Origin of the sequence: Actibacterium lipolyticum, assembly GCF_900184935.1 — a bacterium.
GTDB lineage: Bacteria > Pseudomonadota > Alphaproteobacteria > Rhodobacterales > Rhodobacteraceae > Actibacterium_A > Actibacterium_A lipolyticum.
This window is the reverse complement of record NZ_FXYE01000001.1, coordinates 738,961-761,514: the sequence shown is the minus strand read 5'-3', so window position 1 is coordinate 761,514 and position 22,554 is coordinate 738,961. Positions and strand designations below refer to the sequence as shown.

26 protein-coding genes and 2 tRNA genes are annotated in these 22,554 nt (G+C 56.9%); 9 read left to right on the top strand and 19 right to left on the bottom strand.

The genetic code is table 11. From position 1 onward, the window contains the following. Positions 1–41 precede the first annotated feature (41 nt). Entirely contained in the window at positions 42–1,394 is a 1,353-nt protein-coding gene (locus COL8621_RS03750; RefSeq protein WP_093965971.1) for a surface lipoprotein assembly modifier, read from the top strand. 265 nt (positions 1,395–1,659) lie between these two features. Next, positions 1,660–2,565 carry a DUF6236 family protein gene (locus tag COL8621_RS03745; RefSeq protein WP_093965970.1) on the top strand — a complete coding sequence of 302 codons (906 nt, stop codon included), beginning with the start codon at positions 1,660–1,662 and terminating at the stop codon, positions 2,563–2,565. Positions 2,566–2,855: 290 nt separating this feature from the next. Here the strand turns inward: COL8621_RS03745 and COL8621_RS03740 are convergent. The 14 genes from COL8621_RS03740 to COL8621_RS19075 all read right to left on the bottom strand — a co-directional run bounded on the left by COL8621_RS03740 (position 2,856) and on the right by COL8621_RS19075 (position 11,300). Next, positions 2,856–2,930, bottom strand: a tRNA-Phe gene (locus COL8621_RS03740). A gap of 141 nt (positions 2,931–3,071) precedes the next feature. Next, a complete protein-coding gene (locus COL8621_RS03735) occupies positions 3,072–3,254 on the bottom strand; it encodes a DNA gyrase inhibitor YacG (RefSeq protein ID WP_093965969.1) in 183 nt (60 codons plus the stop codon). Continuing rightward, entirely contained in the window at positions 3,251–4,291 is a 1,041-nt protein-coding gene (locus COL8621_RS03730; protein ID WP_093965968.1) for a ribonuclease E/G, read from the bottom strand. Before COL8621_RS03730 ends, COL8621_RS03735 begins: the two co-directional genes overlap by 4 nt. Further along, entirely contained in the window at positions 4,288–4,866 is a 579-nt protein-coding gene (locus tag COL8621_RS03725) for a Maf family protein (RefSeq protein WP_093965967.1), read from the bottom strand. The genes COL8621_RS03730 and COL8621_RS03725 overlap by 4 nt, the downstream gene beginning before the upstream one ends. 7 nt (positions 4,867–4,873) lie before the next feature. After that, entirely contained in the window at positions 4,874–5,092 is a 219-nt protein-coding gene (gene infA / locus COL8621_RS03720; RefSeq protein WP_021097168.1) for a translation initiation factor IF-1, read from the bottom strand. Between the two features lie 82 nt (positions 5,093–5,174). Then, positions 5,175–6,056 carry a carbon-nitrogen hydrolase family protein gene (locus tag COL8621_RS03715; RefSeq protein ID WP_093965966.1) on the bottom strand — a complete coding sequence of 294 codons (882 nt, stop codon included), beginning with the start codon at positions 6,054–6,056 and terminating at the stop codon, positions 5,175–5,177. Next, a complete protein-coding gene (locus tag COL8621_RS03710; protein WP_093965965.1) occupies positions 6,053–6,640 on the bottom strand; it encodes a GNAT family N-acetyltransferase in 588 nt (195 codons plus the stop codon). The genes COL8621_RS03715 and COL8621_RS03710 overlap by 4 nt, the downstream gene beginning before the upstream one ends. Continuing rightward, on the bottom strand, positions 6,637–7,032 hold the full coding sequence (locus COL8621_RS03705; RefSeq protein ID WP_093965964.1) for a ketosteroid isomerase-related protein: 396 nt from the start codon (positions 7,030–7,032) through the stop codon (positions 6,637–6,639). The genes COL8621_RS03710 and COL8621_RS03705 overlap by 4 nt, the downstream gene beginning before the upstream one ends. Before the next feature lies 1 nt (position 7,033). Continuing rightward, positions 7,034–7,495 (bottom strand): arsenate-mycothiol transferase ArsC, encoded by a 462-nt coding sequence (locus COL8621_RS03700; RefSeq protein ID WP_093965963.1) that lies wholly within the window; start codon positions 7,493–7,495, stop codon positions 7,034–7,036. A gap of 4 nt (positions 7,496–7,499) precedes the next feature. After that, positions 7,500–7,985, bottom strand: coding sequence for a UPF0262 family protein (locus COL8621_RS03695; protein ID WP_093965962.1), 486 nt, complete (start codon positions 7,983–7,985; stop codon positions 7,500–7,502). Next, on the bottom strand, positions 7,982–9,292 hold the full coding sequence (hisD, locus tag COL8621_RS03690) for a histidinol dehydrogenase (RefSeq protein ID WP_093965961.1): 1,311 nt from the start codon (positions 9,290–9,292) through the stop codon (positions 7,982–7,984). The genes COL8621_RS03695 and hisD overlap by 4 nt, the downstream gene beginning before the upstream one ends. A gap of 113 nt (positions 9,293–9,405) precedes the next feature. Beyond that, positions 9,406–9,882, bottom strand: a complete 477-nt coding sequence (locus tag COL8621_RS03685) for a DUF2948 family protein (protein WP_093965960.1) — start codon at positions 9,880–9,882, stop codon at positions 9,406–9,408. Beyond that, entirely contained in the window at positions 9,882–11,147 is a 1,266-nt protein-coding gene (gene murA / locus COL8621_RS03680; RefSeq protein ID WP_093965959.1) for a UDP-N-acetylglucosamine 1-carboxyvinyltransferase, read from the bottom strand. The genes COL8621_RS03685 and murA overlap by 1 nt, the downstream gene beginning before the upstream one ends. A gap of 12 nt (positions 11,148–11,159) precedes the next feature. Then, on the bottom strand, positions 11,160–11,300 hold the full coding sequence (locus COL8621_RS19075; protein WP_176438428.1) for a hypothetical protein: 141 nt from the start codon (positions 11,298–11,300) through the stop codon (positions 11,160–11,162). A gap of 87 nt (positions 11,301–11,387) precedes the next feature. Between COL8621_RS19075 and COL8621_RS03675 the strand changes: the two genes are divergently transcribed. The 5 genes from COL8621_RS03675 to COL8621_RS03655 all read left to right on the top strand — a co-directional run bounded on the left by COL8621_RS03675 (position 11,388) and on the right by COL8621_RS03655 (position 15,492). Then, a tRNA-Thr gene (locus COL8621_RS03675) sits at positions 11,388–11,462 on the top strand. A 198-nt stretch (positions 11,463–11,660) separates the two neighbouring features. Next, the gene (locus COL8621_RS03670) at positions 11,661–12,443 is read left to right on the top strand and encodes a crotonase/enoyl-CoA hydratase family protein (protein WP_093965958.1); all 783 of its coding nucleotides are present in this window, start codon (positions 11,661–11,663) and stop codon (positions 12,441–12,443) included. 83 nt (positions 12,444–12,526) lie between these two features. After that, a complete protein-coding gene (locus COL8621_RS03665) occupies positions 12,527–13,576 on the top strand; it encodes a TRAP transporter substrate-binding protein (protein ID WP_093965957.1) in 1,050 nt (349 codons plus the stop codon). A gap of 91 nt (positions 13,577–13,667) precedes the next feature. Next, positions 13,668–14,183: a TRAP transporter small permease gene (locus COL8621_RS03660; RefSeq protein WP_235823719.1), complete on the top strand. Its 516-nt coding sequence runs from the start codon at positions 13,668–13,670 to the stop codon at positions 14,181–14,183. Further along, a complete protein-coding gene (locus COL8621_RS03655; RefSeq protein ID WP_093965956.1) occupies positions 14,170–15,492 on the top strand; it encodes a TRAP transporter large permease in 1,323 nt (440 codons plus the stop codon). Before COL8621_RS03660 ends, COL8621_RS03655 begins: the two co-directional genes overlap by 14 nt. A 61-nt stretch (positions 15,493–15,553) precedes the next feature. On the opposite strand, the gene COL8621_RS03650 is transcribed toward COL8621_RS03655, so the two are convergent. The 3 genes from COL8621_RS03650 to COL8621_RS03640 are packed head-to-tail and all read right to left on the bottom strand — an operon-like array spanning position 15,554 to position 18,579. Continuing rightward, the gene (locus tag COL8621_RS03650; protein ID WP_093965955.1) at positions 15,554–17,329 is read right to left on the bottom strand and encodes a feruloyl-CoA synthase; all 1,776 of its coding nucleotides are present in this window, start codon (positions 17,327–17,329) and stop codon (positions 15,554–15,556) included. Positions 17,330–17,332: 3 nt separating this feature from the next. After that, positions 17,333–18,100, bottom strand: coding sequence for an SDR family NAD(P)-dependent oxidoreductase (locus COL8621_RS03645; protein WP_093965954.1), 768 nt, complete (start codon positions 18,098–18,100; stop codon positions 17,333–17,335). Between the two features lie 2 nt (positions 18,101–18,102). Then, positions 18,103–18,579 carry a MarR family winged helix-turn-helix transcriptional regulator gene (locus tag COL8621_RS03640; protein ID WP_093965953.1) on the bottom strand — a complete coding sequence of 159 codons (477 nt, stop codon included), beginning with the start codon at positions 18,577–18,579 and terminating at the stop codon, positions 18,103–18,105. A gap of 126 nt (positions 18,580–18,705) precedes the next feature. Between COL8621_RS03640 and COL8621_RS03635 the strand changes: the two genes are divergently transcribed. Both COL8621_RS03635 and COL8621_RS03630 read left to right on the top strand, forming a co-directional pair. Next, on the top strand, positions 18,706–19,173 hold the full coding sequence (locus COL8621_RS03635) for a DUF3237 domain-containing protein (protein WP_093965952.1): 468 nt from the start codon (positions 18,706–18,708) through the stop codon (positions 19,171–19,173). A gap of 223 nt (positions 19,174–19,396) precedes the next feature. Further along, entirely contained in the window at positions 19,397–19,948 is a 552-nt protein-coding gene (locus COL8621_RS03630; RefSeq protein ID WP_141137824.1) for a hypothetical protein, read from the top strand. Positions 19,949–20,070: 122 nt separating this feature from the next. Here the strand turns inward: COL8621_RS03630 and COL8621_RS03625 are convergent, their stop codons facing one another. Both COL8621_RS03625 and lysM read right to left on the bottom strand, forming a co-directional pair. Further along, on the bottom strand, positions 20,071–21,966 hold the full coding sequence (locus COL8621_RS03625) for an acyl-CoA synthetase (RefSeq protein ID WP_093965950.1): 1,896 nt from the start codon (positions 21,964–21,966) through the stop codon (positions 20,071–20,073). A 154-nt stretch (positions 21,967–22,120) separates the two neighbouring features. Beyond that, on the bottom strand, positions 22,121–22,549 hold the full coding sequence (gene lysM, locus COL8621_RS03620) for a peptidoglycan-binding protein LysM (RefSeq protein ID WP_093965949.1): 429 nt from the start codon (positions 22,547–22,549) through the stop codon (positions 22,121–22,123). Between the last annotated feature and the right edge of the window lie 5 nt (positions 22,550–22,554).

Genomic DNA, 22,554 nt, shown 5'->3' with positions numbered 1-22,554 from the left:
ACGCGCCGACTGCGGAAGGTGCAGCCCTATCTTAAGCGATTATGAGTGCGGGGGCGTACGGCGGCATGGTGTTTTCTGGCAGCGATATGATGAAATTGGCAACGGCGCCGCGCATTGCCGCGACCACCCTTTCACGATGCGCATGCGTGTTGTTTCTGTCTGTTGGAACCGCCGCATCAGCCCAAGGCACATCCGAAGACGAGGTTCTGCGCTTGATCAACGCGGGCCAGTTTGAAGCCGCCCGTACCCTGTTTGAAACGCAGAACCCATCCGAAGCGGAATACGCTTTTTTTGAAGGGCGCACGTTGAAGGTTCAGGGCCGCCTGGCCGAAGCAATAAAGGCGTTTCGGACCGCGCTTCAGATCGACCCCGAATATATTCAGGCACGGCGCGAACTGGCACACACGCTGCTATTGGATCAACAGTTCGACGTGGCCGAATATCACTTCAACGCCCTCCTCGACATTGATCCAAACCCGCAGCTTCGAGAGGGTTATCGCGATTTTCTGAACGTGATTGATCGGAATAAGCCCGTTGGGCTGAGCGGGTATTTTTCGCTGATCCCATCAAGCAATATCAACCGTGGCACGACGAACGCCATCTTTGACACAACAAGCGGCGTCTATGTGATCGACCCCAGTTCCAAGGCGAACTCGGGCGTTGGTGCGCAGGTTGGCATTGCTGGGTACTTCCGCAAACAAACCGGCCCCAAAAGTCGCGTCAGCGTGAACTGGAACCTTTCTGGCACGCAGTACGAGGAAACCATCTATAACTACGCGACAGGTTCGCTTTCGCTTGCCTATGAGCGGAGCAGCACAAATACGAAGTGGTCCATAAGCCCCTATCTTCGCTCAACATGGCGCGAGGATGATGCCGACAGCGATGTTACGGGCCTTTCGTTCAGCATCGCGCGGCGGCTTTCCGATAAGAACCAACTGGGCTTCTCGGTCAGCCATGAATACCGCCACTATCCAAACCAAAGCTATAACAACGGCAACTTTGAGGCCGCTGCCATTAGCTTGATCCATCAGGTGGATCCAAGCCTATCGCTAAACGTTGGGCTGGGGCTGGAACAGGGCCGCCCATCCTCGCCCCACCTGCAATACCACGGCAACCGAATTTTCGCCGGCGTTTCGAAAGCATGGGAAGGTGGGCTGAACACGGTCGTAGGCATCGAAGCCGGCGCGCGGGGCTTTGTTGGGGACTTTCCTCTGACGACCGCGCCAAGGAAAGACACGTTCCATGGAATTAGCGCGACCATCTACAACACACGCATCGAGGTCAAAGGTTTCACCCCCCGCCTTTCCTGCTCGTTCATTGCCAACCACTCAAACGTAGCCTTCTACGACTACAGTACGACAGAGTGTCAGGCGACGGTGTCGAAAAAGTTCTAAAACAGGTCGGCCCCATAAGTGCCGCAACGTCAACACAGCAGTGACGTGGTTCACCCACATTTCGCCATGAATGCATGTTAGCCGCCGCCAACCGACGCCTTTGGCAGCCTAGTTCTGGCACTTAGAACGACTATGCGTTCGAAGTTCCCGGCGACTAAACGCCAAAGTAGTGCGGATAAAAATTAGTGGTGGAAGGCATCTTCTGAAACGGGTGCCCCTTCCGCAGTGGACCGACAAAAAACAACAGTAAGAGTACAGTGACACGATGGGTGAAGCAAAGCGCCGCAAACAAACCGACCCCCTATACGGCAAAATGCCCAAGGCAGGGCGCGGGCTGGTTATCAGTAATCCGGTAAGCGTGGCAGGGGATTCGCTAACAACAAAAGGCATGATGGACCCCACAGAACTGCGTCGCGCCGTTTTGTTCTGGGATCGCATCGCATACCCCAAAAACAACCTTGCCGAGGGTGGAGAGAGCCACCCCGACATCAAATTTCTGGTCAAGGAAAAGATGCTTACCCTGTCGCCTGGTAAGGTGACCAAGAACGCCAATACCCTTGGCCACTTGATCGCTGAGGGCCACATCAAGACCTTCCTGAAGCGAGAGAGCGGCGAACCGGGCTTGTGGTGCATGTCTGAAGGCCCCTACTCAATGCTGCTTAAAGATCAGCATTTTTCGGTCGGCAAAGGTGTCTTGATGGAGCTTTACCGCGCGATACCGATCCCGACGGAAGATGCCAAACTTGACGACGTGCTAGAGTTCAAACGGAAGCGGTCTGACGAAGTCCGATTGCTGTCTTACGAAATCGACCAAATGTTCCACAAGATCGCGGCTGCTGACAACAAAGCCGCCGCGCTTGAGCTTCACAAGAACGAAATCGAAAAACGCTGCGCGAACGTCATGAAGGTGGCCAAAGAGGCCAAACTTCCGTTCAAGCTATCTGATTGGAAGATCAATTTCTCGGTGAAGTCCGAATCCGGAAATATGATTGACGATGGATCGCTTGGCGCGCAGCTGGGCTCACAGAACGCGTTGCCAGAACTTGAGGCGCTTGTCGGGGGGACCTCGACGCTAAAAATATCTGCAGGTACCGGCTTTTATATCCGAGGCCGAAAGACGCAACTCGCGCCCTACCGCGTCGTAACCCGCCTCCACAACGAGGTTATCTAGGACAACACGGTCGGGGCCGCCCGCTATTGTCCACAATACCTAGAACCCGCCGCCATTCTTGGCGGCGGCGTCATTTTGGCCCCAAGGGCGTACAGCTTTCAAACAATCCCACGCGGAACCGCCACAAAGCACCACGAGAATAAGAGTGGTGACGCCGTCTGCCGCACCGCGCCTATGCAGAAGTTAGGTCAGGCCAAGACTGTCGGATTTTGCTAAACAACAGAAAACGAAAATCAGGTCGGTCATGCCAGTTGGCTAACTGACAATGCGTTGAGTTCACTTGGTAAAAGTGGTGCCCGGGGGCGGAATCGAACCACCGACACGAGGATTTTCAATCCACTGCTCTACCCCTGAGCTACCCGGGCACGGGTGAACGGGTTGTTGGCCATGAGGCCGCTTCCGTTCGGGCTGCGAACTTCTAGACGCGGGGCGGGGCGGTGTCCAGAGGGGGAGGGGATATTTTTCACCTCTTTTTACAAACCTCTGAATTCTCACCCGTATCGGTTCTAGTTTGGCTTCTGTTCCTGCCGCGCGCTTTCTTCTGCGGCTTCTTCCATCGACTCTGCATCGTCGGCGGGAATGGCGTATTCGCCTGTCAGCCACTTGCCCAAATCAAGGTCCGCGCAACGGCCCGAACAGAACGGGCGGTATTTCTGAACGGCGTCTTTACCGCACATTGGGCAGCTCATGTTTTCAGACTTTCGCTAAGCGGCAAACGCTCTCGCTTGCGCTGAAGTTCAAAATTGCCAAGCGGCGTCCAGCCCGCATGTGTCGTATCGACAGCGTCATAGCGGAACGCGGCCTTCAGCACCTGCTCTAACTGGCGGCGATCCTTTTTGGGCATAGGCGCGAAATCGATGGTGATCTGGCCACCGAGGCCGCGCAGGCGCAGCTGGCGCGGCAAATCACGTGCCGCTGCGATGTTGGCTTTCAGCCCCGCAGCAGGCGAGGTATCGGCGCCTGTATTAACGTCCACAGCCACCAAGGCGCGCGTCGGTTCTACGTGGATCGAACCACCACCTGACAGCGCGGTGGGGCCATCAAGCGCATCGATTGCATCCAGAACACCCAACTCTTCGAACGCGCCGTCATGCGAAACGACTTCGTCCGGGTCAGGGTCTGACCAATCGCGCCACGCAAGCGTATGGGCATCGGGCGCATCCAGCAGCAGTTCAGGCTCGCCAGTGGTTTCGGACATCACCCCAACGGCAAGCTCGTACATGGCTGCGATGTCTTCAAGGATCGCCTCCTCCTCCACCGACTCAGCGGCAGAGCGCAGGATCAGACCCAAGGAATCGTCAGCCTCGCCCATCGCTTCGTGGGCGATTTCCAACAGGCGGTCTCGCTCATCGTCGTCACGGATCGAACGGGAAATATTCAGGCCAGGCGCGCCAGGCGTTACGATGGCATAGCGGCTTTTGAACAGGAACTTGGGCGTTACCGGAACCGCCTTGCCCGGCTCGGAGAACCCCGAGGCCTGAACAAGCAACGCTTGGCCCGGCGCAAGGCCCTTCGCCTGTTTTAGGAATCCTTTGCCATTTGGCAGCTTAAGGAAAACCCCGCCCTGCCCTTTGACCTGACGATCCACCACAGCGCGGTAGATCGCACCCGGGGCAACGACATCTTCGGGCGGGTCGATCAACAGATCTTCCAGCTTTCCGTCAACCATAAGCGCAGCCGCGGGGCGGCCGGCCAAATGGTCCAGAATAACGATGCGACCTTTCATGGTGCCTCCTGATAGACGGGGAAACCGGCCCCTTGCAAAAGCCCGGCCGTTTCCGCCAAGGGCAACCCGACCACAGCCGAGAATGAGCCGCTTATCCACGGCACGAATGCGCCCGCCATGCCCTGAATGCCGTAACCGCCCGCCTTTCCGTCCCATTCGCCGGAACGGAGGTAGGCGTTCAGTTCTTCATCGGACAGGCGCTTGAATTTCACAGCCGTCACAACATCACGTTCCCACACGCGATCCCCCAAACGCAGGGCGACAGCGGTGATTACGTTGTGACGACGCCCGGCGAGGGCCAGCAAAAACTCTGCAGCTTCGCCAGCGTCGCGGGGTTTGCCAAGGATGCGGCGCCCAAGCGCGACGGTGGTATCAGCGCACAGCACCAATTCATCGTCACTGGCTTGGACAGCCCGCGCTTTTTCAATGGCCATCCGCGCGCAATAGGGGCGCGGAAGCTCCCCCTTTGCCGGATCTTCGTTGATATCGGGCGGGCGGATATCGTCTGGCACGACTCCGATTTGCGCCAGAAGTTCCTTCCGGCGCGGGCTGGCAGAGCCCAGAATCAGCCTCATCAGCTGATTACTTAAAGCGGTAGTTGATCCGACCCTTGGTCAGATCATACGGCGTCATTTCGACTTGTACGCGGTCACCTGCGAGAACCCGGATACGGTTCTTACGCATTTTTCCTGCCGTGTGCGCGATGATTTCATGGCCGTTTTCAAGCTCGACCCGGAATGTCGCGTTCGGCAGGAGTTCCTTCACGACGCCGGGGAATTCGAGCAGTTCTTCCTTGGCCATGGTCACTCCTGAGTTGTTTTGCCCGCCAGAACGCGAGCGTGGCCTTAAATGCGCCCGGTTTCGCTGATTTTCAAGGGTTAAATCAGCGCAAGCACGTTTCAGTTACCTGAAGAGCCTTTTCTGGCTGCTCTGACCAGTGGGTCAAATTCAACACTTGGCCCTTGGAACGGACGGTTCGAACCGCGTCTGTTTCGACCTCTGCGAAGGTCCAGCCGGGGACGTTTAGGTCACCTTCGGCAAAAACTCCGGTTGCGGGGAAACCCAGATCTGGCGGGCCAAATATCGCTGCGGCACCTACGTTTTCGTCAACGGCGGGGCACCACGATGCATCGCCGACGGTTGGGGACTGCACGACAATGCACTGCCCTTCCAACGCGCGTGCCATTGCACCAATGCGAACACGCCAATAACCGGCCAAGGCATCGGTGCACGATGGCACCAGAATGATTTCCGCCCCCGCGTCGATCAATGCGCGTGCCAGTAATGGAAATTCGCTGTCATAACAGATCAGTACGCCGATCTTACCCAGTGCAGTGTCGAACAGGGTTAGCGGACCGCCAGAGTGAACATCCCACTCCTCGCGCTCAAACCGGGTCATGATTTGCTTGTCTTGGAAGCCGCTTTTGCCATCCGGGGCAAAGAACCTTGCGCGGTTTACCGGCCGATCGCCGTGCCAAATCGGGGCAGACGCGCCAAGGATGTGCAGTGAATGTTCGCACGCCAATGTCTGATGCAGGGCATCGACGCGGTCCATCACCCCCGAAACGGCATGAAGCGACTCTTCTAGATCGCCAGCCACCTTTGCCCCGGCAAGGGAGGAAAGCTCCATCGCGCCATATTCGGGAAAGACCAACAAATCGGCACCCTGCCCTGCCGCATCCACCACCCAGCGGGTCAGCTTTTCTTCATAGCTGTCCCACGTATCGTGCCAATCAATCGGATATGCGGCTGCGGCGATTTTCATAGGGCTTTGATCCAGAATTGAAGCCGCTTTTGGGACTGCCCAGCCTCATCAACATCTTTCCATTCGAACGTGGCAATCACACCCGGCAGTGGTGCATACCCGCGCTTGCGCCAAAACGCATCCAGCGGGCGATATCCATCGGGGCGCATTGGGTGATCATCAGCCCGCATAACAGAGCAGAAAGCACAGTAATTGAACCCAAGCGCGCGGGCGTGCGCCTCACGCGCGTCGAAAAAGCCATGGCCAGCACCCTGCCCCCTGTAGGCGGGCAACAAAACGCTTTCGGCGCAATAAAACACCTGTTCCAGCGGATAGTTGGTGCTGGCAAACGCTTCGGTGAAATCATCCGCGTGGTCGGCCATCGGCGTGCCGGTGGCCGCGCCGACCAGCGTGTCGCCGTCATAAGCCCCAACCAGAATGGCATCCGCGCTGTCGCGGTAGCTGGCCATATAGCGCCGCTCGTAATCCAGATCGCCGTCGTAAAGGTAGGGCCACGCACGAAACACCATGATGCGAAGCTGCGCCAGATCATCCAGCGCGTCGTCCACGGCCTGTCCGGTCAGTGGGCGCAGCGTGAGGGTCATGAAACCTGCCGCACCCAGTCCGCAAGGTTGTAATAGGTCGTGACCCGGCAGATCTTGCCATCTTTGAGCGTGAAGAAAGACCCTGCCGGCAACACATAGGTCTGCCCCTTCGCCTCTGGCAGGCCTTCATCGGTTTTCAGATAGGTGCCGTTCACCGTGAATTCCGCCGCGCCCCGCGTTCCGTCGGGGGTGGCAAAGGCCACGATGTCGGTCAGGTTTTCACGGTAGCTTTCATTCATATGATCGCAAAACGCGCGGAACAGCTCTTTGCCATGGCGCACATTGCCTTCGTTTACATGGTGCGCGATGTCGTCGGACAATTCTGCCAACATCCCATCCACGTCACCCGCGTTGAAGGCTGCAAAATACCGGGTGATTACATCAATCGACATCTTATATTTTCTCCGTCGGGGGGCCGAAACGTTCAATCAGCCGGTCCCGTATTTGGGACCGCGTCTGGCGATAGGCGTCAAGCTTTGCTGGGCGGGTTTCGCCAAGGCCGGTCGGATCAAGGATCGGCCAGTATTCAACATCCAGATGATAGAACCTCGTCAGATCAAGCGCGCGGCGCTGGCTGGCCGGGGACAGCGCAATCACCAGATCAAAGCTGGATAAATCGTCGCCCCATTGTTCCATCTCATCGAATGATCGGGAACGGTGGCGTTCAAGCGGCACACCAATTTCAGCACAGGTAGCGATGGCAAACCCGTCAATCTCGCGATCATTACGCACGCCAACGGATTGCACATAAAACTTGTGGCCATAAAGCTGCTTTGCAATCCCTTCGGCCATAGGCGAGCGCACGGAATTATGGTCGCAACAAAAGAGCACTGAACTAGGAAGGCTCTTGTCCACGCGCTCAGCCCCCGAAATGCAATACGCAGATAAGCGTAAACAAGCGGCGGGCGGTGTCGTAGTCAAGTTCGGCTTTGCCTTCCAACCGCTCTTGCAGCACGCGCGCCCCTTCGTTGTGAATACCGCGCCGGGCCATATCGATGGCCTCGATCTTGGCGGGAGGCAGCTTTTTCACCGCGTCGAAATAGCTTTCGCAGATCTGGAAATAGTCTTTTACGACCTGACGGAACGGACCAAGCGACAGGTGGAATTCGGCAACCAGTTCACCGGCTTCGGTCGATACGCTGAACACCAGCCGCTTTTCACGAATGGCAAGGTGCAGGTGATATGGCCCATCCGGGGCAGCACGCCCCTCGCGCGGCGGCAACCCGAAAGAGTTTTCCTCAAGCAGGTCAAAGATAGCGACTTTACGCTCTTGTTCGATTTCGGGCGTTGGGGCCGCAAGGCCACTGTCGTCGATATCGACTTGAGTTAAGCGGGATAGGGTCATTCTGCCCCCTCGTTCAGACGGTCAAGCCGGGCGCGAACGGACAGGCCGTGTGCCTCTAGGCTTTCGGAAATCGCCAGCCGTTCGGCCGCAGGGCCGATGGCGCGCAACGCTTGCGGCGTCATCTTGGCAAGCGTGGTGCGCTTAACAAAGTCCATCACCGAAAGCCCGGATGAGAACCGCGCCGAACGCGCCGTCGGCAGAACGTGGTTGGGCCCACCGATGTAGTCGCCGATGGCCTCGGGCGTCCATTGGCCAAGGAAAATGGCGCCAGCATGGGTGATCTTTTCCGACAACGCGTCAGGGTCATCCACGCACAATTCAAGATGCTCAGGCGCGATACGGTTCGAAAGCTCTGCGGCTTCGTCCAGATCGCGCACCGTGATAACAGCACCAAAATCGCGCCAGCTGGCCCCCGCAATCGCACGGCGTTCAAGCGTTTCAAGACGCTTTTCAACGGCGTCTGCAACCGCACGACCAAAGGCCGCATCATCGGTGATAAGCAGCGACTGCGCGCTTTCGTCATGTTCAGCTTGGCTTAGCAAATCAACCGCGATCCAGTCTGGGTCATTGTTCTTGTCTGCGATCACCAAAATCTCGGACGGGCCAGCGATCATGTCGATACCGACCTTACCGAACACGCGCCGTTTGGCAGCCGCGACAAAAGCATTGCCCGGCCCCGTGATCTTATCGACCGGCTTGATCGTAGCGGTCCCATAGGCCAGCGCCGCAATCGCCTGCGCGCCGCCGATCCGGTAAATCGTCTCGACACCGGACAGGCGCGCAGCCAACAGAACCAGCGGGTTGCAAACGCCATCAGGCGTCGGCGCGCAAATCGCCAAACGTTCAACGCCAGCGACCTTCGCGGGAATAGCGTTCATCAAAACCGATGACGGGTAAGAGGCCAGACCGCCCGGCACATACAGGCCTGCCGCGGAAACCGGGGTCCAGCGCCAGCCAAGTGTTGCGCCTTCTGGATCGGTCCAGCTTTGATCTTCGGGGATTTGACGCACGTGATAGGCGCGAATACGCTCTGCCGCCAATTCCAAGGCGGCGCGATCTTCGGCATCGACCTTCGCGCATTCGGCATCAATTTCGTCGGGCGAAAAGGCCAATGTTTCAGGGGTCAGGTCAAGCCGGTCGAATTTCGACGTCAGCTCAATCACAGCTTCGTCGCCGCGCGCACGCACATCGGCAATAATTGCGGCTACGGTGTCATCGACATCGGGGCTGTCTTCGCGCTTGGCCGTTAAAAGCGCCGAAAAACTGGCTTCGAAATCGGCGTCGGTGGTATCCAGGAAACTTGGCATAACAGCCCCTTGTTGCGCATTAGGCCCTGTTTAATCCCATTTCCCGGAAGGGTGAAGAACCCTTAAGAATGATATCCATATCAAAAAAGAGAGTTCCCCCAGAAAGCCAGCACCTATGGGTGCTGTGGCGCCTTTCTGGACGGCGCGACATAGGGGCGCGTGACATCCTTCAGCGTCGCATCAAGGCATTCAACATCCAGCGCGATTGCTCCGTCGCCCGCCAGCGTCAAAATCACCCGTCCGGTTCCATCTTCGCCGGGCTCAAACGTCACGGCCAGCAATGACAGAACCGTATCCTTATCGCTGCGGTCGACGCCTTGTGTGGAAACCCCGTGGACGTCGTCAAACGCCAACAGCGCCTGAACCCGTTCAAATGGGCGGCCACGACGCTCTGCCGCCAGCTTATCTTCCCAGCGAAAACGGTTCAGCAAAATCGCAAAACGACGTTCACGACGTTTCCAGACCATTTCGGTGACCGGAAATACGGAATCTTGGGAAAGGCTGGAAATCACTTCCAGCCCTTCACCATCCATTGCCTTCAAGAAGAGAGGTTTCTCCCCTCCGTCTTCGTAGGTTGCGTCACCGGTCATTATTCCTGAACCCGTTCGATATGTGCACCACACGCGCTAAGCTTATCTTCAACCCGCTCATACCCACGATCAAGGTGATAAACGCGGCTGACCATGGTTTCACCTTCTGCTGCCAGCGCAGCAAGAATAAGCGAAACCGACGCGCGAAGGTCCGTTGCCATAACCGGCGCGCCCTTCAGCTGATCAACACCCGTCACCGTGGCTGTGCCGCCATGAACGTCAATGTTCGCGCCCATGCGGATCAGTTCTGGCGCGTGCATGAACCGGTTTTCAAAGATCTTCTCTTCCAGAACGCTGGTGCCCTCTGCCGTGCAAAGCAGGGCCATCATCTGCGCCTGAAGGTCGGTTGGAAAACCTGGGAAGGGTTCTGTGACCACATCCACCGCATTCACCCGGCCATTACGGCGGGAAACCTTCAGGCCCCGCTTTGTTTCTTCGACGCTGACACCTGCCGCGTCCAGCTTTTCCGCGAAGGCAGAGACCAAGTTCATCCGCCCGCCAATGCACTCAATCGTGCCGCCGGTGATCGCCGGAACCAGCATATACGTGCCCAGTTCAATCCGGTCCGTTACGACCGGATGCGTCGCCCCGTGCAAACGATCGACACCTTGGATGGTGATCGTGCTGGTACCCTCGCCTTCGATCTGTGCGCCCATTTTGCGCAGGCATTCGGCCAGATCGACAATCTCTGGTTCACGCGCCGCGTTTTTCAGAACTGTTGTGCCCTTGGCCAAAGTCGCGGCCATCAGAATGTTTTCTGTCGCACCAACTGAAACGAACGGGAATTCGTAAACCGCGCCCTTCAGGCCGCCACGTGCTTCGGCATGCACATATCCGTCTTTCAGTTCCAGATCAGCGCCCAGCGCCTCTAGCCCCTTAAGGTGCAGGTCGACCGGGCGGGCCCCAATTGCACAGCCGCCGGGAAGCGAAACGATCGCATGACCGTCACGGGCCAACATCGGGCCAAGCACCAAAATCGACGCGCGCATTTTGCGCACGATGTCATAATCGGCAGTGTGGTTGTGGATATTGTGCGACGACAACGCCAACACCTGACCGTCTTGCAGGCTCGATACCTCGGCCCCTAGGGATTGCAGCAGGGTCGTCATCGTGCGGATGTCAGACAGGCGCGGCGCGTTGGTCAGCGTTAGCGGCTCTTCACTCAGCAGCGTCGCAGGCATCAAGGTCAAAGCGGCGTTTTTCGCGCCAGCAATCGGAATTTCACCGTTAAGCGGGCCATTGCCCCGTACAATAATCGAATCCATCTGCTCTGCCTTTCAATCCTGGCTTTCGCCTGTCTTACGCGCCCTTGCCTGTGCCTTACGGCGGCTAAGGTTTGCCTTCAACGCCTGTTTCAACCGATCTTCACGGCTTTTCGCCGGTTTTTCAGCTTTTGATTTATGGGGTTTGTTATCCATGCCCCCTTCTCTAACGCAGGAGTAAAAAACCGTCCAGATAGCGCTTGCGTCCTAGGTCAATTGGGTCTAATCAGCCGCCCACAGTTAGCTGCTGTAGCTCAGAGGTAGAGCACTCCCTTGGTAAGGGAGAGGTCGAGAGTTCGATTCTCTCCAGCAGCACCATCCACCAAAATCATCAAACCTGCCTAATGTGCATGCCCGACGGCGTTGCGCAGGGCGAACTGTTTCGATTCGCACGTTCCCCAAACCGCCCCTGCCCGCCTGAACAGCTTGACTCTTCGTCGGCAAACAATATTGCTATGTTACAGAACAATCATATTGCAGACATATCTCTGCACATGACGGGAATGGACAGGCGAAATGAACGACGGCACGGCAATTTCGGACGAGCTTCAGATCCGGGTGGAGGGTCAGATTGCCATTCTGACCATGAACCGCCCTGACAAACGAAATGCAATGAATGACGGGCTGCTTAATGCGCTTGATGCATTCTTTGCCAAGCCGCCGAAAGACGTCCGCGTTGCCGTGTTGACCGGGACTGCCGGTCACTATTGTTCGGGCCTTGATCTGAGCGAGCATGTGAAACGTTCAACCGAAGAAACGCTGCATCATTCGCGCAACTGGCACCGCATCATGGATTCGATCCAGCATGGCGGCGTCCCGGTGATTTCCGCGATGTTTGGTGCCGTTATCGGTGGCGGGCTAGAACTTGCGACGTCAACGCATGTGCGCATTGCCGAACCATCGACAATTTTCCAACTGCCCGAGGGGCGGCGCGGTATTTTTGTTGGCGGTGGCGCGACGGTGCGTGTTGGGCGCATCCTTGGGGCGGACCGAATGACGGAAATGATGCTAACCGGGCGCAAGTTCGATGCTGACGAAGGTAAGCAGCTTGGCCTTGCCCATTACAGTGTCGGCGAAGGCGAGGCCCTGCCGCTGGCAATGGAACTTGCGGGCAAGATTGCGCGTAACGCTCCGCTTTCCAACTATTTGATGATAAACAGCTTAAGCAGGATTGACGACATGAGCCGTTCTGACGGACTGTTCGTCGAGAGTCTGAGCGCTGCTATCTCGCAGTCGACACCAGATGCCGAGGAAGGCCTAAAGGCTTTCCTTGAAAAGCGTGCGCCGGTATTCCGTTAAGCGGAGTATTGGCGGAAACCCCTGACACGTCGGGGATGTTACAAGCGGGAGGGAGCCTGCTTGAAACTTTTTTGGGAGGAAACATGAAAAGACGTTCACTTATCAACTTCGCAGCAGCCGGTCTGGTTGCAGCGACATCGCTGGGCCTTTCCGGCGTCGCAGCATCTGCGCAAGACGTAACACTGCGTCTGCACCAGTTCCTGCCGCCTGTGGCAACAGTGCCAAAGCACATCCTGAAGCCATGGGCGACAGCCGTGGAAGAAGCATCTGGCGGCAAGGTCAAGATCGACCATTTTGATGCCATGTCCCTTGGTGGCCGCCCACCAGAACTGATGGACCAAGCACGTGACGGCGTTGTCGATATTTCGATGACGGTTGTTGGCTACACCCCTGGCCGCTTTCCACGCACCGAGGTGTTCGAACTGCCGTTCATGATGACCGACCCGGTCGGCACATCGCTGGCGTTCTGGCAGATGGTCGAAGATGACTTTCAGTCCAACGAATACAAAGACCTGAAGGTTCTGGGTGCATGGGTCCACGGCCCCGGCGTTGTTCACACCAAAGACGGTGTGTCCAAACTGGAAGATATGGCTGGCAAAAAGATGCGCGGCCCGACTCGTGTCATCAACGACATGCTGACCGAACTGGGCGCGACCCCAGTTGGCATGCCACTTCCTGCGATTCCCGAAGGTCTGTCCAAGGGCGTGATCAACGGAACAGTGATCCCATGGGAAGTTACCCCAGCGATCAAACTGTCCGAACTGGTTGGCAAGCACACCGAATTTTCGGGTGACGAGGCGCTTTATACCGCCACGATCGTTCTGGTCATGAACAAGGCCAAGTACGACGCGCTTCCTGACGATGTGAAAGCAGCCATCGATGCGGAATCCGGTGCCAAGCTTTCCGGTTTCGCCGCCAAAGTCATGTATGACTATGATGCGCCTGGCCGTGAGATCGCTGTAAAGAACGGCAATGAGATCACCGTTCTGGACGAAGCAGAAGTGGCCCGTTGGAAAGAGGCTGCACAGCCCGTCATTGGCCGCTGGGTTGATGACATGGCAAAACGCGACATCGACGGCCAAGCGCTGATCGATCAAGCCAAAGCACTGATCGCGGAAAAATCTGCGATGTAAGTATGGAGGCCCCGGGCAAAGATGCTTCGGGGCCTTTCCATATGACCAATGTCCCCAGGGCGAAAATAACGACTGAGCAGGGGTGGGTGACTTGTACCGACACATAGATAACAGCATCGGGTGGCTGGCAAAGGCGATGGCCTTGCTTGGCGGCACGGTGTTAATTGCGCTGATCGCGATGACGTGTATCAGCATTATCGGGCGGACACTGGTTCCGCTTGGATTGTCCCCCGTAAAGGGTGACTTCGAATGGATGGAACTTGGCGTCGGATTTGCGATCTTCAGCTTCCTGCCATGGGCGCAATACGCGCGCGGCCATGCCCGTGTGGATTTGTTCACACCGGCATTTGGCAAAACCATGAACCGCATGATCGACTTGATCGCTGACCTTATGATGTTTGCGGCGTCGTCCATCATCGCATGGCGGCTGTGGCTGGGGATGCTGGATAAGAAATCCTATACCGAAACCACATTCATCCTGCAGTTCCCGACATGGATCGCATACGCCGCAGGCCTTTTGGGCGCGGTGGCCTTTGTCATCGTATCGGCGTTCTGCATTCTACGCTCTGCGCGCAATCTACGAGGTTCCACAAGTGACCAATATTGAAATTGGACTGTGGTCCTTTCCTGTCCTGCTTGCGATCATCTTTTTGCGCATCCCAATTGGGCTGGCGATGCTGGCCGTGGGCTTTGGCGGAACCTATATCGTAAACGGCTCTACCCTCATGACGATGGGGCAGCTAAAGCATCTGGTTTTCGGCACATTCTCTAACTACTCGTTGTCGATTATTCCGCTGTTCCTGCTGATGGGCCAGTTCGCCACGCTAAGCGGCATGTCTGCGGGCCTGTTCAAAGCAGCAGAGGCATGGCTGGGTCACCGTAAGGGCGGCGTCGCAATGTCGGCCATCGGTGCCTGTGCGGGCTTTGGCGCGATCTGCGGCTCATCCCTTGCAACGGCAGCCACCATGGGTCAGGTCGCCTTGCCAGAGCTGCGCCGCTATGGCTATTCGGGGCCACTGGCCACGGGGGCTTTGGCAGCGGGCGGTACGCTGGGCATCTTGATCCCGCCGTCGGTCATTCTGGTGATCTACGCCATCCTGACGGAACAAAACATCGCCAAGCTTTTCGCTGCGGCGTTCATTCCCGGCATCTTGGCCGCTATCGGCTATATGATCACCATCGCGATTTACGTGCGGATCGTCCCTGAATCCGGCGGCGTGCTGGAACGCAAACCTTATGGCGAACGTTTCCGGGCATTAATTGCGGTTTGGCCTGTTATCGTCATCTTCCTGATGGTGGTTGGTGGTATCTATCTGGGTATCTTCACCCCGACAGAAGCTGCCGCCGTTGGTGCAGCGGGTACCGGTATTGTGGCGCTGATCTCTCGTGGGCTAACGTGGAAAAAGACGGGCGAGGCCATCCTGACCACGGCCAGCTCTACCGCGATGATCTTTCTGATCGTGCTGGGTGCGGGCCTGTTCAACAGCTTCCTTGCGCTGACGCAGCTTCCGCAGACCTCTGCTCAATGGGTGTCGGAACAAGGGTACAGCCCGTGGTTCGTGTTGACCGTCGTGCTGCTGCTGTACCTTGTGTTCGGCTGCGTGATGGACAGCCTTTCCATGGTCCTTCTGACGGTTCCAATCTTCTTTCCGATCATGTCGGCACTGGATTTCGGCCTTACCCCGACCGAGTTTGGTCTGTGGTTCGGTATCCTCGTTCTGATCGTGGTCGAGGTTGGATTGATAACACCGCCCGTGGGGATGAACCTGTTCGTCATCAACTCCATGGCTAAGGACATCCCAATCAGCCAAACGTTCAAGGGCACCTTCCCCTTTGTGTTGGCCGATCTGGTGCGGGTTGTTCTGCTTACGATGTTCCCTGCCCTGACCCTTGGTCTGGTCTGGCTCATCTACTAACAAAAAAGGTGCCGGGGCATTTGCCCTGGCACCTCTTTCAGGTCTCCGTATCGCCCGCGTCTTAGCGCGCTTCGAAGACCCCAGCCTCCCCAGCATAAATCGCTTCTACCAACTCTGGCCGGTTCGCAATCACCGCCCGTTGGTTGATAGAGCCTTTGTCTGTCATCTCTCCCTTATCGAGGTCGGGTGGCGATTGCATCACCACCATTCGCCGCACCCTGTTGGAAGACCCCGTCGCGCCCGCAGCAAAGCTGTTCAGCCTTTCTTGCAGGGTGTCTGCACTGCCCTGCCCTGTGTCGGCGTTCAACAGAACGATCGCGCCAAGGTAATCCCGGTTTTCGCCAACGATCACCACATCGCGGATCAAGCCGCCAAAATGGTTCACCATGGCCGCGCGCAGCGCACCGACGGCCACCCAAGTTCCAGTTGCCAGCTTAAAGTTTTCAGCCGTGCGACCATCAAAGAAAAAGCCCTTGCTCAGGTCGTCGGGGTCCGCCGGACGCAAGGCATCGCCAAGGCGGTAAAACCCCTCTTCGTCGCGCGAAGCCGCCGTAAGGTCCGGGTCCCCGTAATACCCCTGCTTGATCGACGGGCTTTTGATGCGCGCCTCTAGCTTGCCGCCGTTGGGGACAAGTTTCAACGTGACGCCCTTGGCTGGCACACCGATATTCCCCGCCTGCGCCTGTTGTTCGGTACACATCAGCGTAAACGGCCCGGTTTCAGTCGCGCCAAGGCCCGTCGTCAGCAACACCTCGCGCCCTATTGTTTCGCGCGACAGGCGCAACAGCGCGTCCCACGTATGCTGGGCCATCCCGGCCCCCGCATACATCATCATATCAAGCCTGCTGAAAAAGGATTGGCGCAGAGCATCGTCAGCCTCAAACGCGCTGACCAGCATTTCATAAGCGACCGGCACGTTGAAGTACCACGTCGGCGCAACCTCTTTCAGGTTGCGAATGCTGGCCGCCATGCCTTTTGGCGTTGGCCGCCCTTCGTCGATGTAAAAGGTGCCACCGTTGTTCAGCACCATGTTAAAGACCTTGTTCCCGCCCGCCGTGTGGTTCCATGGGGCCCATTCGACCACCACAGGCGGGTGATCGGCAAGAAAGCGAAAACAGTCCGCAATCATCGCCTGATTGGCCATCATCATCTCTTGGGTATTTATGACTGCCTTCGGCTTCCCGGTGGAGCCTGACGTGAACAAGTATTTCCCAACACTTTGCGGCGTTAGCCCAGCGAACGCAGCCTCAGCGTCGTCCGAAGGTGCTGCGTTCATCATGTCGGTAAACAGAACGTCACCCGCACGCGGGTTACGGCTGACCGCGACGGCGTGCCCAGCCCCCCCAACCGCATCCAACGCCCTGCCATAGGCCGCACCGTCCGACGCATAGATCAGCCCCGGCTTCAGCAACGCCACGATATCTTTCAACTTCGCGTGGTCCGTTGAAACCAAAGAGTACGCGGTCGAGATTGGCGAATACGGTACGCCCACATATTGCGAGGCCAAGCCAAGAAGCGCGTGATCAATGCTGTTTTCAGATAGGATCAACACAGGGCGATCCGGCCCCAGACCATGCGACAACAACGCAGCCCCAATGGCACGCACCGTGCTCAGGACCTGCGCATAAGTCAGCTTGCGCCAGTCACCGTTTTCATCGCGTTCGGCCAGATACACAGTATCCGGCCTTTCGCTTGCCCAATGCACCAAGCGGTCAGGAAGGCTGCGCGCGACATCGCTCAACGCGCCTTCCTGTTGCATGATGATCGTTCCGTCGTCGCGCCGTTCGGTCTGGAACGTCGGCGTCCAGAACTTTGCGCCTCCGCTTTGCTGCATCATGGTTTACCGCGGTGCCATCCGAATGGCGCCATCAAGGCGAATAACCTCGCCGTTCAGCATCGCGTTTTCGACGATGTGGCGAGCGAGAGAAGCGAATTCGCCCGGATCGCCAAGGCGCGACGGAAACGGCACCTGTTGCCCCAAAGAGGTTTGAACCTCTTCCGGCAGGCCAGCCAAAAGTGGTGTCATGAAAATGCCCGGCGCGATGGTGCAGACGCGAATACCGATTTGCGACAAATCCCGCGCCATTGGAAGGGTCATCCCAACGATACCCCCCTTAGACGCCGCATAGGCCACCTGCCCGACCTGCCCATCATAGGCAGCGACCGACGCCGTGTTCACAATAACTCCACGCTCTCCATCAGCCGTGACAGGGTCCCCTTCGGCCATCACCGCTGCCACTTGCGAGGCGCAGTTGAATGTCCCGATCAGGTTCACGCGAATAGTCTTGTCAAACATCGCCGGATCATGTGCTTCGCCGCGCGAAACGGTTTTCGCCGCAGGGCCGATGCCCGCGCAATTGACCAGAATGTTGATCCCGCCCTGCGCATCTTTTACGGCCGCCACGCCGCTTGCCACGCTTGCCGGGTCACTTACGTCGACCTGTTGAAAAGCCCCCCCGATGCTTTCGGCCATCGCGGCGCCCTGTTCGGCGTTCATGTCAAAGATCGTGACCTTGGCACCGGCTGAAGACAGCTCTTTTGCGACAGCCGCGCCTAGGCCAGACGCGCCCCCAGTAACAATCGCCACGCGCGATGTGTTGATTTCCATAATCAGATTTCCTCCCCTTGGATCTTTTCAAGTAATGAGATGAGCGTCAGGCGCTCTTCCTTGCTCAGCCGTTTTGAAACCCGTTTTTCGTGCCCGTACACGGCCTCAAGCGTTTTGGCGTAAAACGCGCGACCTTTGTCCGTGGCATTCAGCGCGTGAACCCGCCGGTCGCCGGGGGCCTTGTCGCGGCTGATAAGGTCGCGCTGTTCCAATTCGTCGACAATCACGACCGTTCCCGAACGTTCAATCGCTAACGCACGACCAACATCGCTTTGGCTGATATTCGGGTTTTCGATCACCACCGACAAAACGGAAAACGTGCGTTGCGTCAGGTTGAATTCATCCAGCGTTGCTTTGAAATCCTTGTGGATATGCATGTAGCTTCGCTTGATGTTGTAGCCGATCAGCCCGTACAGGTCGGTTTGCTTTACGACACGATCTTCATCATTGGCCCGTCGCTTGTTTTGCGGCACGCTCATGTTCTAATCCTTCTGAGTTGCCTTGGCGGGGCACTTGCCAAGTGGAGCTGGATAGTTCTAACTCCGAACAATACTGCTGACTAAATAGTTTTATCAACCACCAAATGCCAGCCAACCGAGGGAACAATGACCACACTAACCGCACCAACACTGACCCATGTCTGCGACCTGACCGTTGAACTGGCCCCCATTCGTGAAATGGGGGCGGGGCGTGCTGGAAAGCGGCGCATCATTCCGATCGTGGGCGGTACCGTCGCAGGGCCACGGCTGAACGGCCGCATCCTGAACCTAGGCGCGGATTGGCAGACGATTTTTGACGATGGGTTGGCCGAACTTGACACACGCTATGCCTTCGAAACCGACGACGGCGCGTTGATTGAGATTCAGAACTACGGCTTTCGCCACGGCCCCGCCGATGTGATGGCCGCAGTCGCCGCCGGGCAAGACGTGGCACCGGACGCCTATTACATGCGCACCCACGCGCGGCTTGAAACGGGCGATCCGCGTTACGCGTGGGTGAACAACACCCTTTTCGTGGGCACCGGCGCACGGTTTGCAGAGGCGGTAAAAGTGTCACTTTTCGCGTTGGGTTAACGGCCCATGCAATCAATTCCTTCATACTTTTCCGTCATTTACACCGATTACACGCACCGCTAAAGTTGCATCTTCAGCAAGACCACGAACACTGAGAGTTTATATGAGCGAGACCACCCGAAAACGTAGAATACCATTCTTTTCGTGGGTCAGTGCAATATCAATCGGGGGCTTGCTGTCGTTGCTCGTGTTTCTGACAGGGGCGGAAAACTTTGACAGCCTCATGATCAAACTAGGGCTGCGTTCATCCGCAAATACGATCAGCTCTCAGGTCTATCAGTTCGGCAATTTGAAGGTCGTGGTATCGCAGATAGAAGTTGCGAACCTTGATAAGGATGGCCTCGCGTATCACGCAATCCAACGCGCACGCGTGGACGGAGAGGTATTTACCCATGTGACGGATGGTGCCTTCAAGCATCAGTACAACACTAAGGTCGACAACGGCTCAATTCTGGATGTTGAGGTCATCGAACCACCCTTTGGCGGCGCGGAAACCAAGCAGTTCTGCAATACGACCGCGCGATATAAATTTGGCATACCGGTGTATCACTACAATGTCGGCCTTTTGTACCCTTCGACCGAGCCGACCCTTCTGACCGAGCATCGCAAGCAAGGCGCTCTCTACGAGGCTGCCAAGACCGAGGCACAAAAACGCGGTGTGACAGATTTTTCATCCGCGCAGAGCTATGACCCCGCGCTTTTTGAGTTCTTGGAAGAGGGGCTAACCCTTAACTGGGAATTTTGCGACAGCTATACGTTCCCAGAACTACGGTAACCCGCTTAGAAACTGCCATCATTTCAGCGAACGCCCTAATACGTCTCAAATAGATAAAGGTTTCAGAAACGAAAAGAGCGAGGCAACCGCCCCGCTCCGTTCTCTTCGTCGTTCAACGTGTCTTAGTCGTCGGCCCATTCCCAAGGGCGCGTGAATTCGCCCAAGACGTGGCTGACCGCCTCTTCATCGACATCCCCGTCGCGAACAAGGCGCGCGACGAGGCCGCGTTTCTTATCCTCAGCAACTTCGCCAACGTGAACGGCGTGCCCGGCCTTCGCCAACGCATCGTTGTAAATGCGAGTGATCGCCTTCTTCCGCAGCTCTGGCTTGAACACTTTGCCCACGGCGGTTTTGGGCAATTCGTCCAGAACCTCGATGTATTTCGGGAATGCTGCGCGTTCGTGGATGTGAACCTTTGCATGCTCCATCAGCGCGTCGGTTGTAACCTCGGCCCCGTCCACCAGTTCAACATAGGCGCAAGGCAGTTCGCCTGCGAAGCTGTCGGGCTGACCGATGGCACCGACGAATGCAATGGCGGGGTGACCGGCCAACGCTTCTTCGATTTCGGCAGGGTCAATGTTATGACCGCCCCGAATAATCAGGTCTTTTGCGCGACCCGTGATGTACAGGTAACCGTCTGCATCCAAACGACCCAGATCGCCCGTGCGAAGGTATTTACCTTCGGCGAACAGACCAAGGTTTTTGGCTTCTTCCGTATAGGTCGAACCGTCAAAAACGCCGGGGTTGGACACGCAAATCTCGCCCACCTCATCGACACCGCATTCACGGTTCACGTTGCCATCGGCATCACAATGCAGAATGCGCACATCTGTATGAGGGAACGGAATCCCGACAGAGCCGATTTTCTTTTCGTCATCCGGCGGGTTGATCGAAACCAGACATGTCGCCTCTGTCAGGCCATAGCCTTCGCAGATCGTAACCCCGGTTGCTTTTTCAAAGCGGTTGTAAAGCTCAACAGGCAACGGGGCAGAGCCCGAAAACGCGATACGCAATGACGACACATCCGCATCGACAGGGCGCTGCATCAAGGCGGCAATCGCTGTTGGCACGGTGATAACGAAGGTAACTTTCCAACGTTCGATCAGCTTCCAGAAATTGTCGAACACACCATCACCGCGATACCCCGCGGGCGTCGGGAACACGACATGTGCGCCGGATGCCAGCACCGACATAAGCGTCGGATAGGCCGCGAACACGTGGAACAGCGGCAGCGGGCAGATCAGCGTATCTTCTTCGGTGAACAACAGGCGCTGCCCAAGCCAGCCGTTATAGATCATGCCCGAATGCTTGTGCTGCGCCACTTTCGGCATACCGGTTGTACCGCCGGTGTGGAAAAAGGCCGATACACGATCGCCGGGTTCAACGAAATCAAGCGCGTCTGAACGGTGCTTGGCCATTTCGGTCGCGAAATCCATCAGGTCCGCGTGATGCCCGCCCGGGTTTTTCGGACGGATGAAGGGAACGATCCATTTCTTAGGCGGCGTCAGATAACGCAGCAGATCAACCTCAAGCACGGTATCGACCTTGGGCGCGTGCTTTACAGCCTCGGCCACCTTTTGCGCGACGTCGGTTTTGGGAAAGCTCTTCAGCGTGACGACGACTTTGGCCTTCGTTTCGCGAAGGATCGCGCCAATCTGTTCTGGCTCTAGCAATGGGTTGATCGGGTTAACGATACCCGCCGTCGCACCACCAAGAAGCGTGATCGCGGTTTCATTACAGTTCGGAAGAACATAGGCGACAACATCATCGTCGCCGATCCCAAGCGAACGGAACATATTGGCTGCTTGTGTCACGCTGGCACGAAGCTGGTTCCAACTCAGCGTCTCGGCCTTGTCTTGCGGCCCCGAGAACATCTGAAAGGTCAGCGCGTTGCGCGACCCGAACTTGTCGGCCGTTCCCGACAGCATTTGGTAAATCGTTTCAGGAAGGTCTCTACCCTCCCATGGCCCTTCCGCTTCAACTTGGCGGTGGGTATTATTCGGTGTGGTGGTCCCCATTGTGTCTCCTCCCCGCTAGCCTCTCCCGGGCTAGGCTTCTTTGAAAAATGAGAAGAAATGACTTTGGGCGCAAGCTTTACGCGAAGACAAAAACGCAACGTAACTGGGTGCGGGAGGGCACCAAAGCGCCCTTCCCCAAGTAAATTAACAGAAATCAGCCCTGCGGAATACGTAGAACCTGACCAGGATAAATTTTGTCTGGATGGGATAGCATCGGCTTATTGGCCTCAAAAATCTCATTATAGCGTGCGCCGCTGCCCAGCGTCTTTGACGAAATCGCCCAAAGCGTGTCGCCCTTTTCGACGGTGTGGAACACCGGTTCGTTGCCCGTAGAACTGTCATCAACCGATGCAACGCCTTCGACGTTACCGACGGCCAGAATGACCTTTTCTTTCATTTCTTGGCTAATGGCGGCACCGCTTACTTTGACCGTGTCACCTTCAACTGAAATATCCAGCCCGCTTAGATCCAGCCCCAGATCATCAATTTCTTTTTTGAGTGCATCTTCGGGCGGTGCCTCAGATGCTTCTGCCGCGCCAACGAGCTTTTTGCCCGAACCCTTGATGAAACTCCACAAACCCATTTCGG

Bases quoted from the DNA above. Each gene is read 5' to 3' on its own strand.
- COL8621_RS19075 (WP_176438428.1), bottom strand. From the start codon at position 11,300: ATGGATAACAAACCCCATAAATCAAAAGCTGAAAAACCGGCGAAAAGC.
- COL8621_RS03710 (WP_093965965.1), bottom strand. From the start codon at position 6,640: ATGACCCTCACGCTGCGCCCACTGACCGGACAGGCCGTGGACGACGCG.
- COL8621_RS03695 (WP_093965962.1), bottom strand. From the start codon at position 7,985: ATGACCCTATCCCGCTTAACTCAAGTCGATATCGACGACAGTGGCCTT.
- COL8621_RS03730 (WP_093965968.1), bottom strand. From the start codon at position 4,291: ATGAAAGGTCGCATCGTTATTCTGGACCATTTGGCCGGCCGCCCCGCG.
- COL8621_RS03630 (WP_141137824.1), top strand. From the start codon at position 19,397: ATGATCAAACTAGGGCTGCGTTCATCCGCAAATACGATCAGCTCTCAG.
- COL8621_RS03715 (WP_093965966.1), bottom strand. From the start codon at position 6,056: ATGAAAATCGCCGCAGCCGCATATCCGATTGATTGGCACGATACGTGG.
- COL8621_RS03685 (WP_093965960.1), bottom strand. From the start codon at position 9,882: ATGACCGGTGACGCAACCTACGAAGACGGAGGGGAGAAACCTCTCTTC.
- hisD (WP_093965961.1), bottom strand. From the start codon at position 9,292: ATGCCAAGTTTCCTGGATACCACCGACGCCGATTTCGAAGCCAGTTTT.
- murA (WP_093965959.1), bottom strand. From the start codon at position 11,147: ATGGATTCGATTATTGTACGGGGCAATGGCCCGCTTAACGGTGAAATT.
- COL8621_RS03645 (WP_093965954.1), bottom strand. From the start codon at position 18,100: ATGGAAATCAACACATCGCGCGTGGCGATTGTTACTGGGGGCGCGTCT.
- COL8621_RS03745 (WP_093965970.1), top strand. From the start codon at position 1,660: ATGGGTGAAGCAAAGCGCCGCAAACAAACCGACCCCCTATACGGCAAA.
- COL8621_RS03635 (WP_093965952.1), top strand. From the start codon at position 18,706: ATGACCACACTAACCGCACCAACACTGACCCATGTCTGCGACCTGACC.
- COL8621_RS03735 (WP_093965969.1), bottom strand. From the start codon at position 3,254: ATGAGCTGCCCAATGTGCGGTAAAGACGCCGTTCAGAAATACCGCCCG.
- COL8621_RS03650 (WP_093965955.1), bottom strand. From the start codon at position 17,329: ATGATGCAGCAAAGCGGAGGCGCAAAGTTCTGGACGCCGACGTTCCAG.
- COL8621_RS03665 (WP_093965957.1), top strand. From the start codon at position 12,527: ATGAAAAGACGTTCACTTATCAACTTCGCAGCAGCCGGTCTGGTTGCA.
- COL8621_RS03725 (WP_093965967.1), bottom strand. From the start codon at position 4,866: ATGAGGCTGATTCTGGGCTCTGCCAGCCCGCGCCGGAAGGAACTTCTG.
- COL8621_RS03670 (WP_093965958.1), top strand. From the start codon at position 11,661: ATGAACGACGGCACGGCAATTTCGGACGAGCTTCAGATCCGGGTGGAG.
- COL8621_RS03640 (WP_093965953.1), bottom strand. From the start codon at position 18,579: ATGAGCGTGCCGCAAAACAAGCGACGGGCCAATGATGAAGATCGTGTC.
- COL8621_RS03705 (WP_093965964.1), bottom strand. From the start codon at position 7,032: ATGTCGATTGATGTAATCACCCGGTATTTTGCAGCCTTCAACGCGGGT.
- COL8621_RS03750 (WP_093965971.1), top strand. From the start codon at position 42: ATGAGTGCGGGGGCGTACGGCGGCATGGTGTTTTCTGGCAGCGATATG.
- lysM (WP_093965949.1), bottom strand. From the start codon at position 22,549: ATGGGTTTGTGGAGTTTCATCAAGGGTTCGGGCAAAAAGCTCGTTGGC.
- infA (WP_021097168.1), bottom strand. From the start codon at position 5,092: ATGGCCAAGGAAGAACTGCTCGAATTCCCCGGCGTCGTGAAGGAACTC.
- COL8621_RS03625 (WP_093965950.1), bottom strand. From the start codon at position 21,966: ATGGGGACCACCACACCGAATAATACCCACCGCCAAGTTGAAGCGGAA.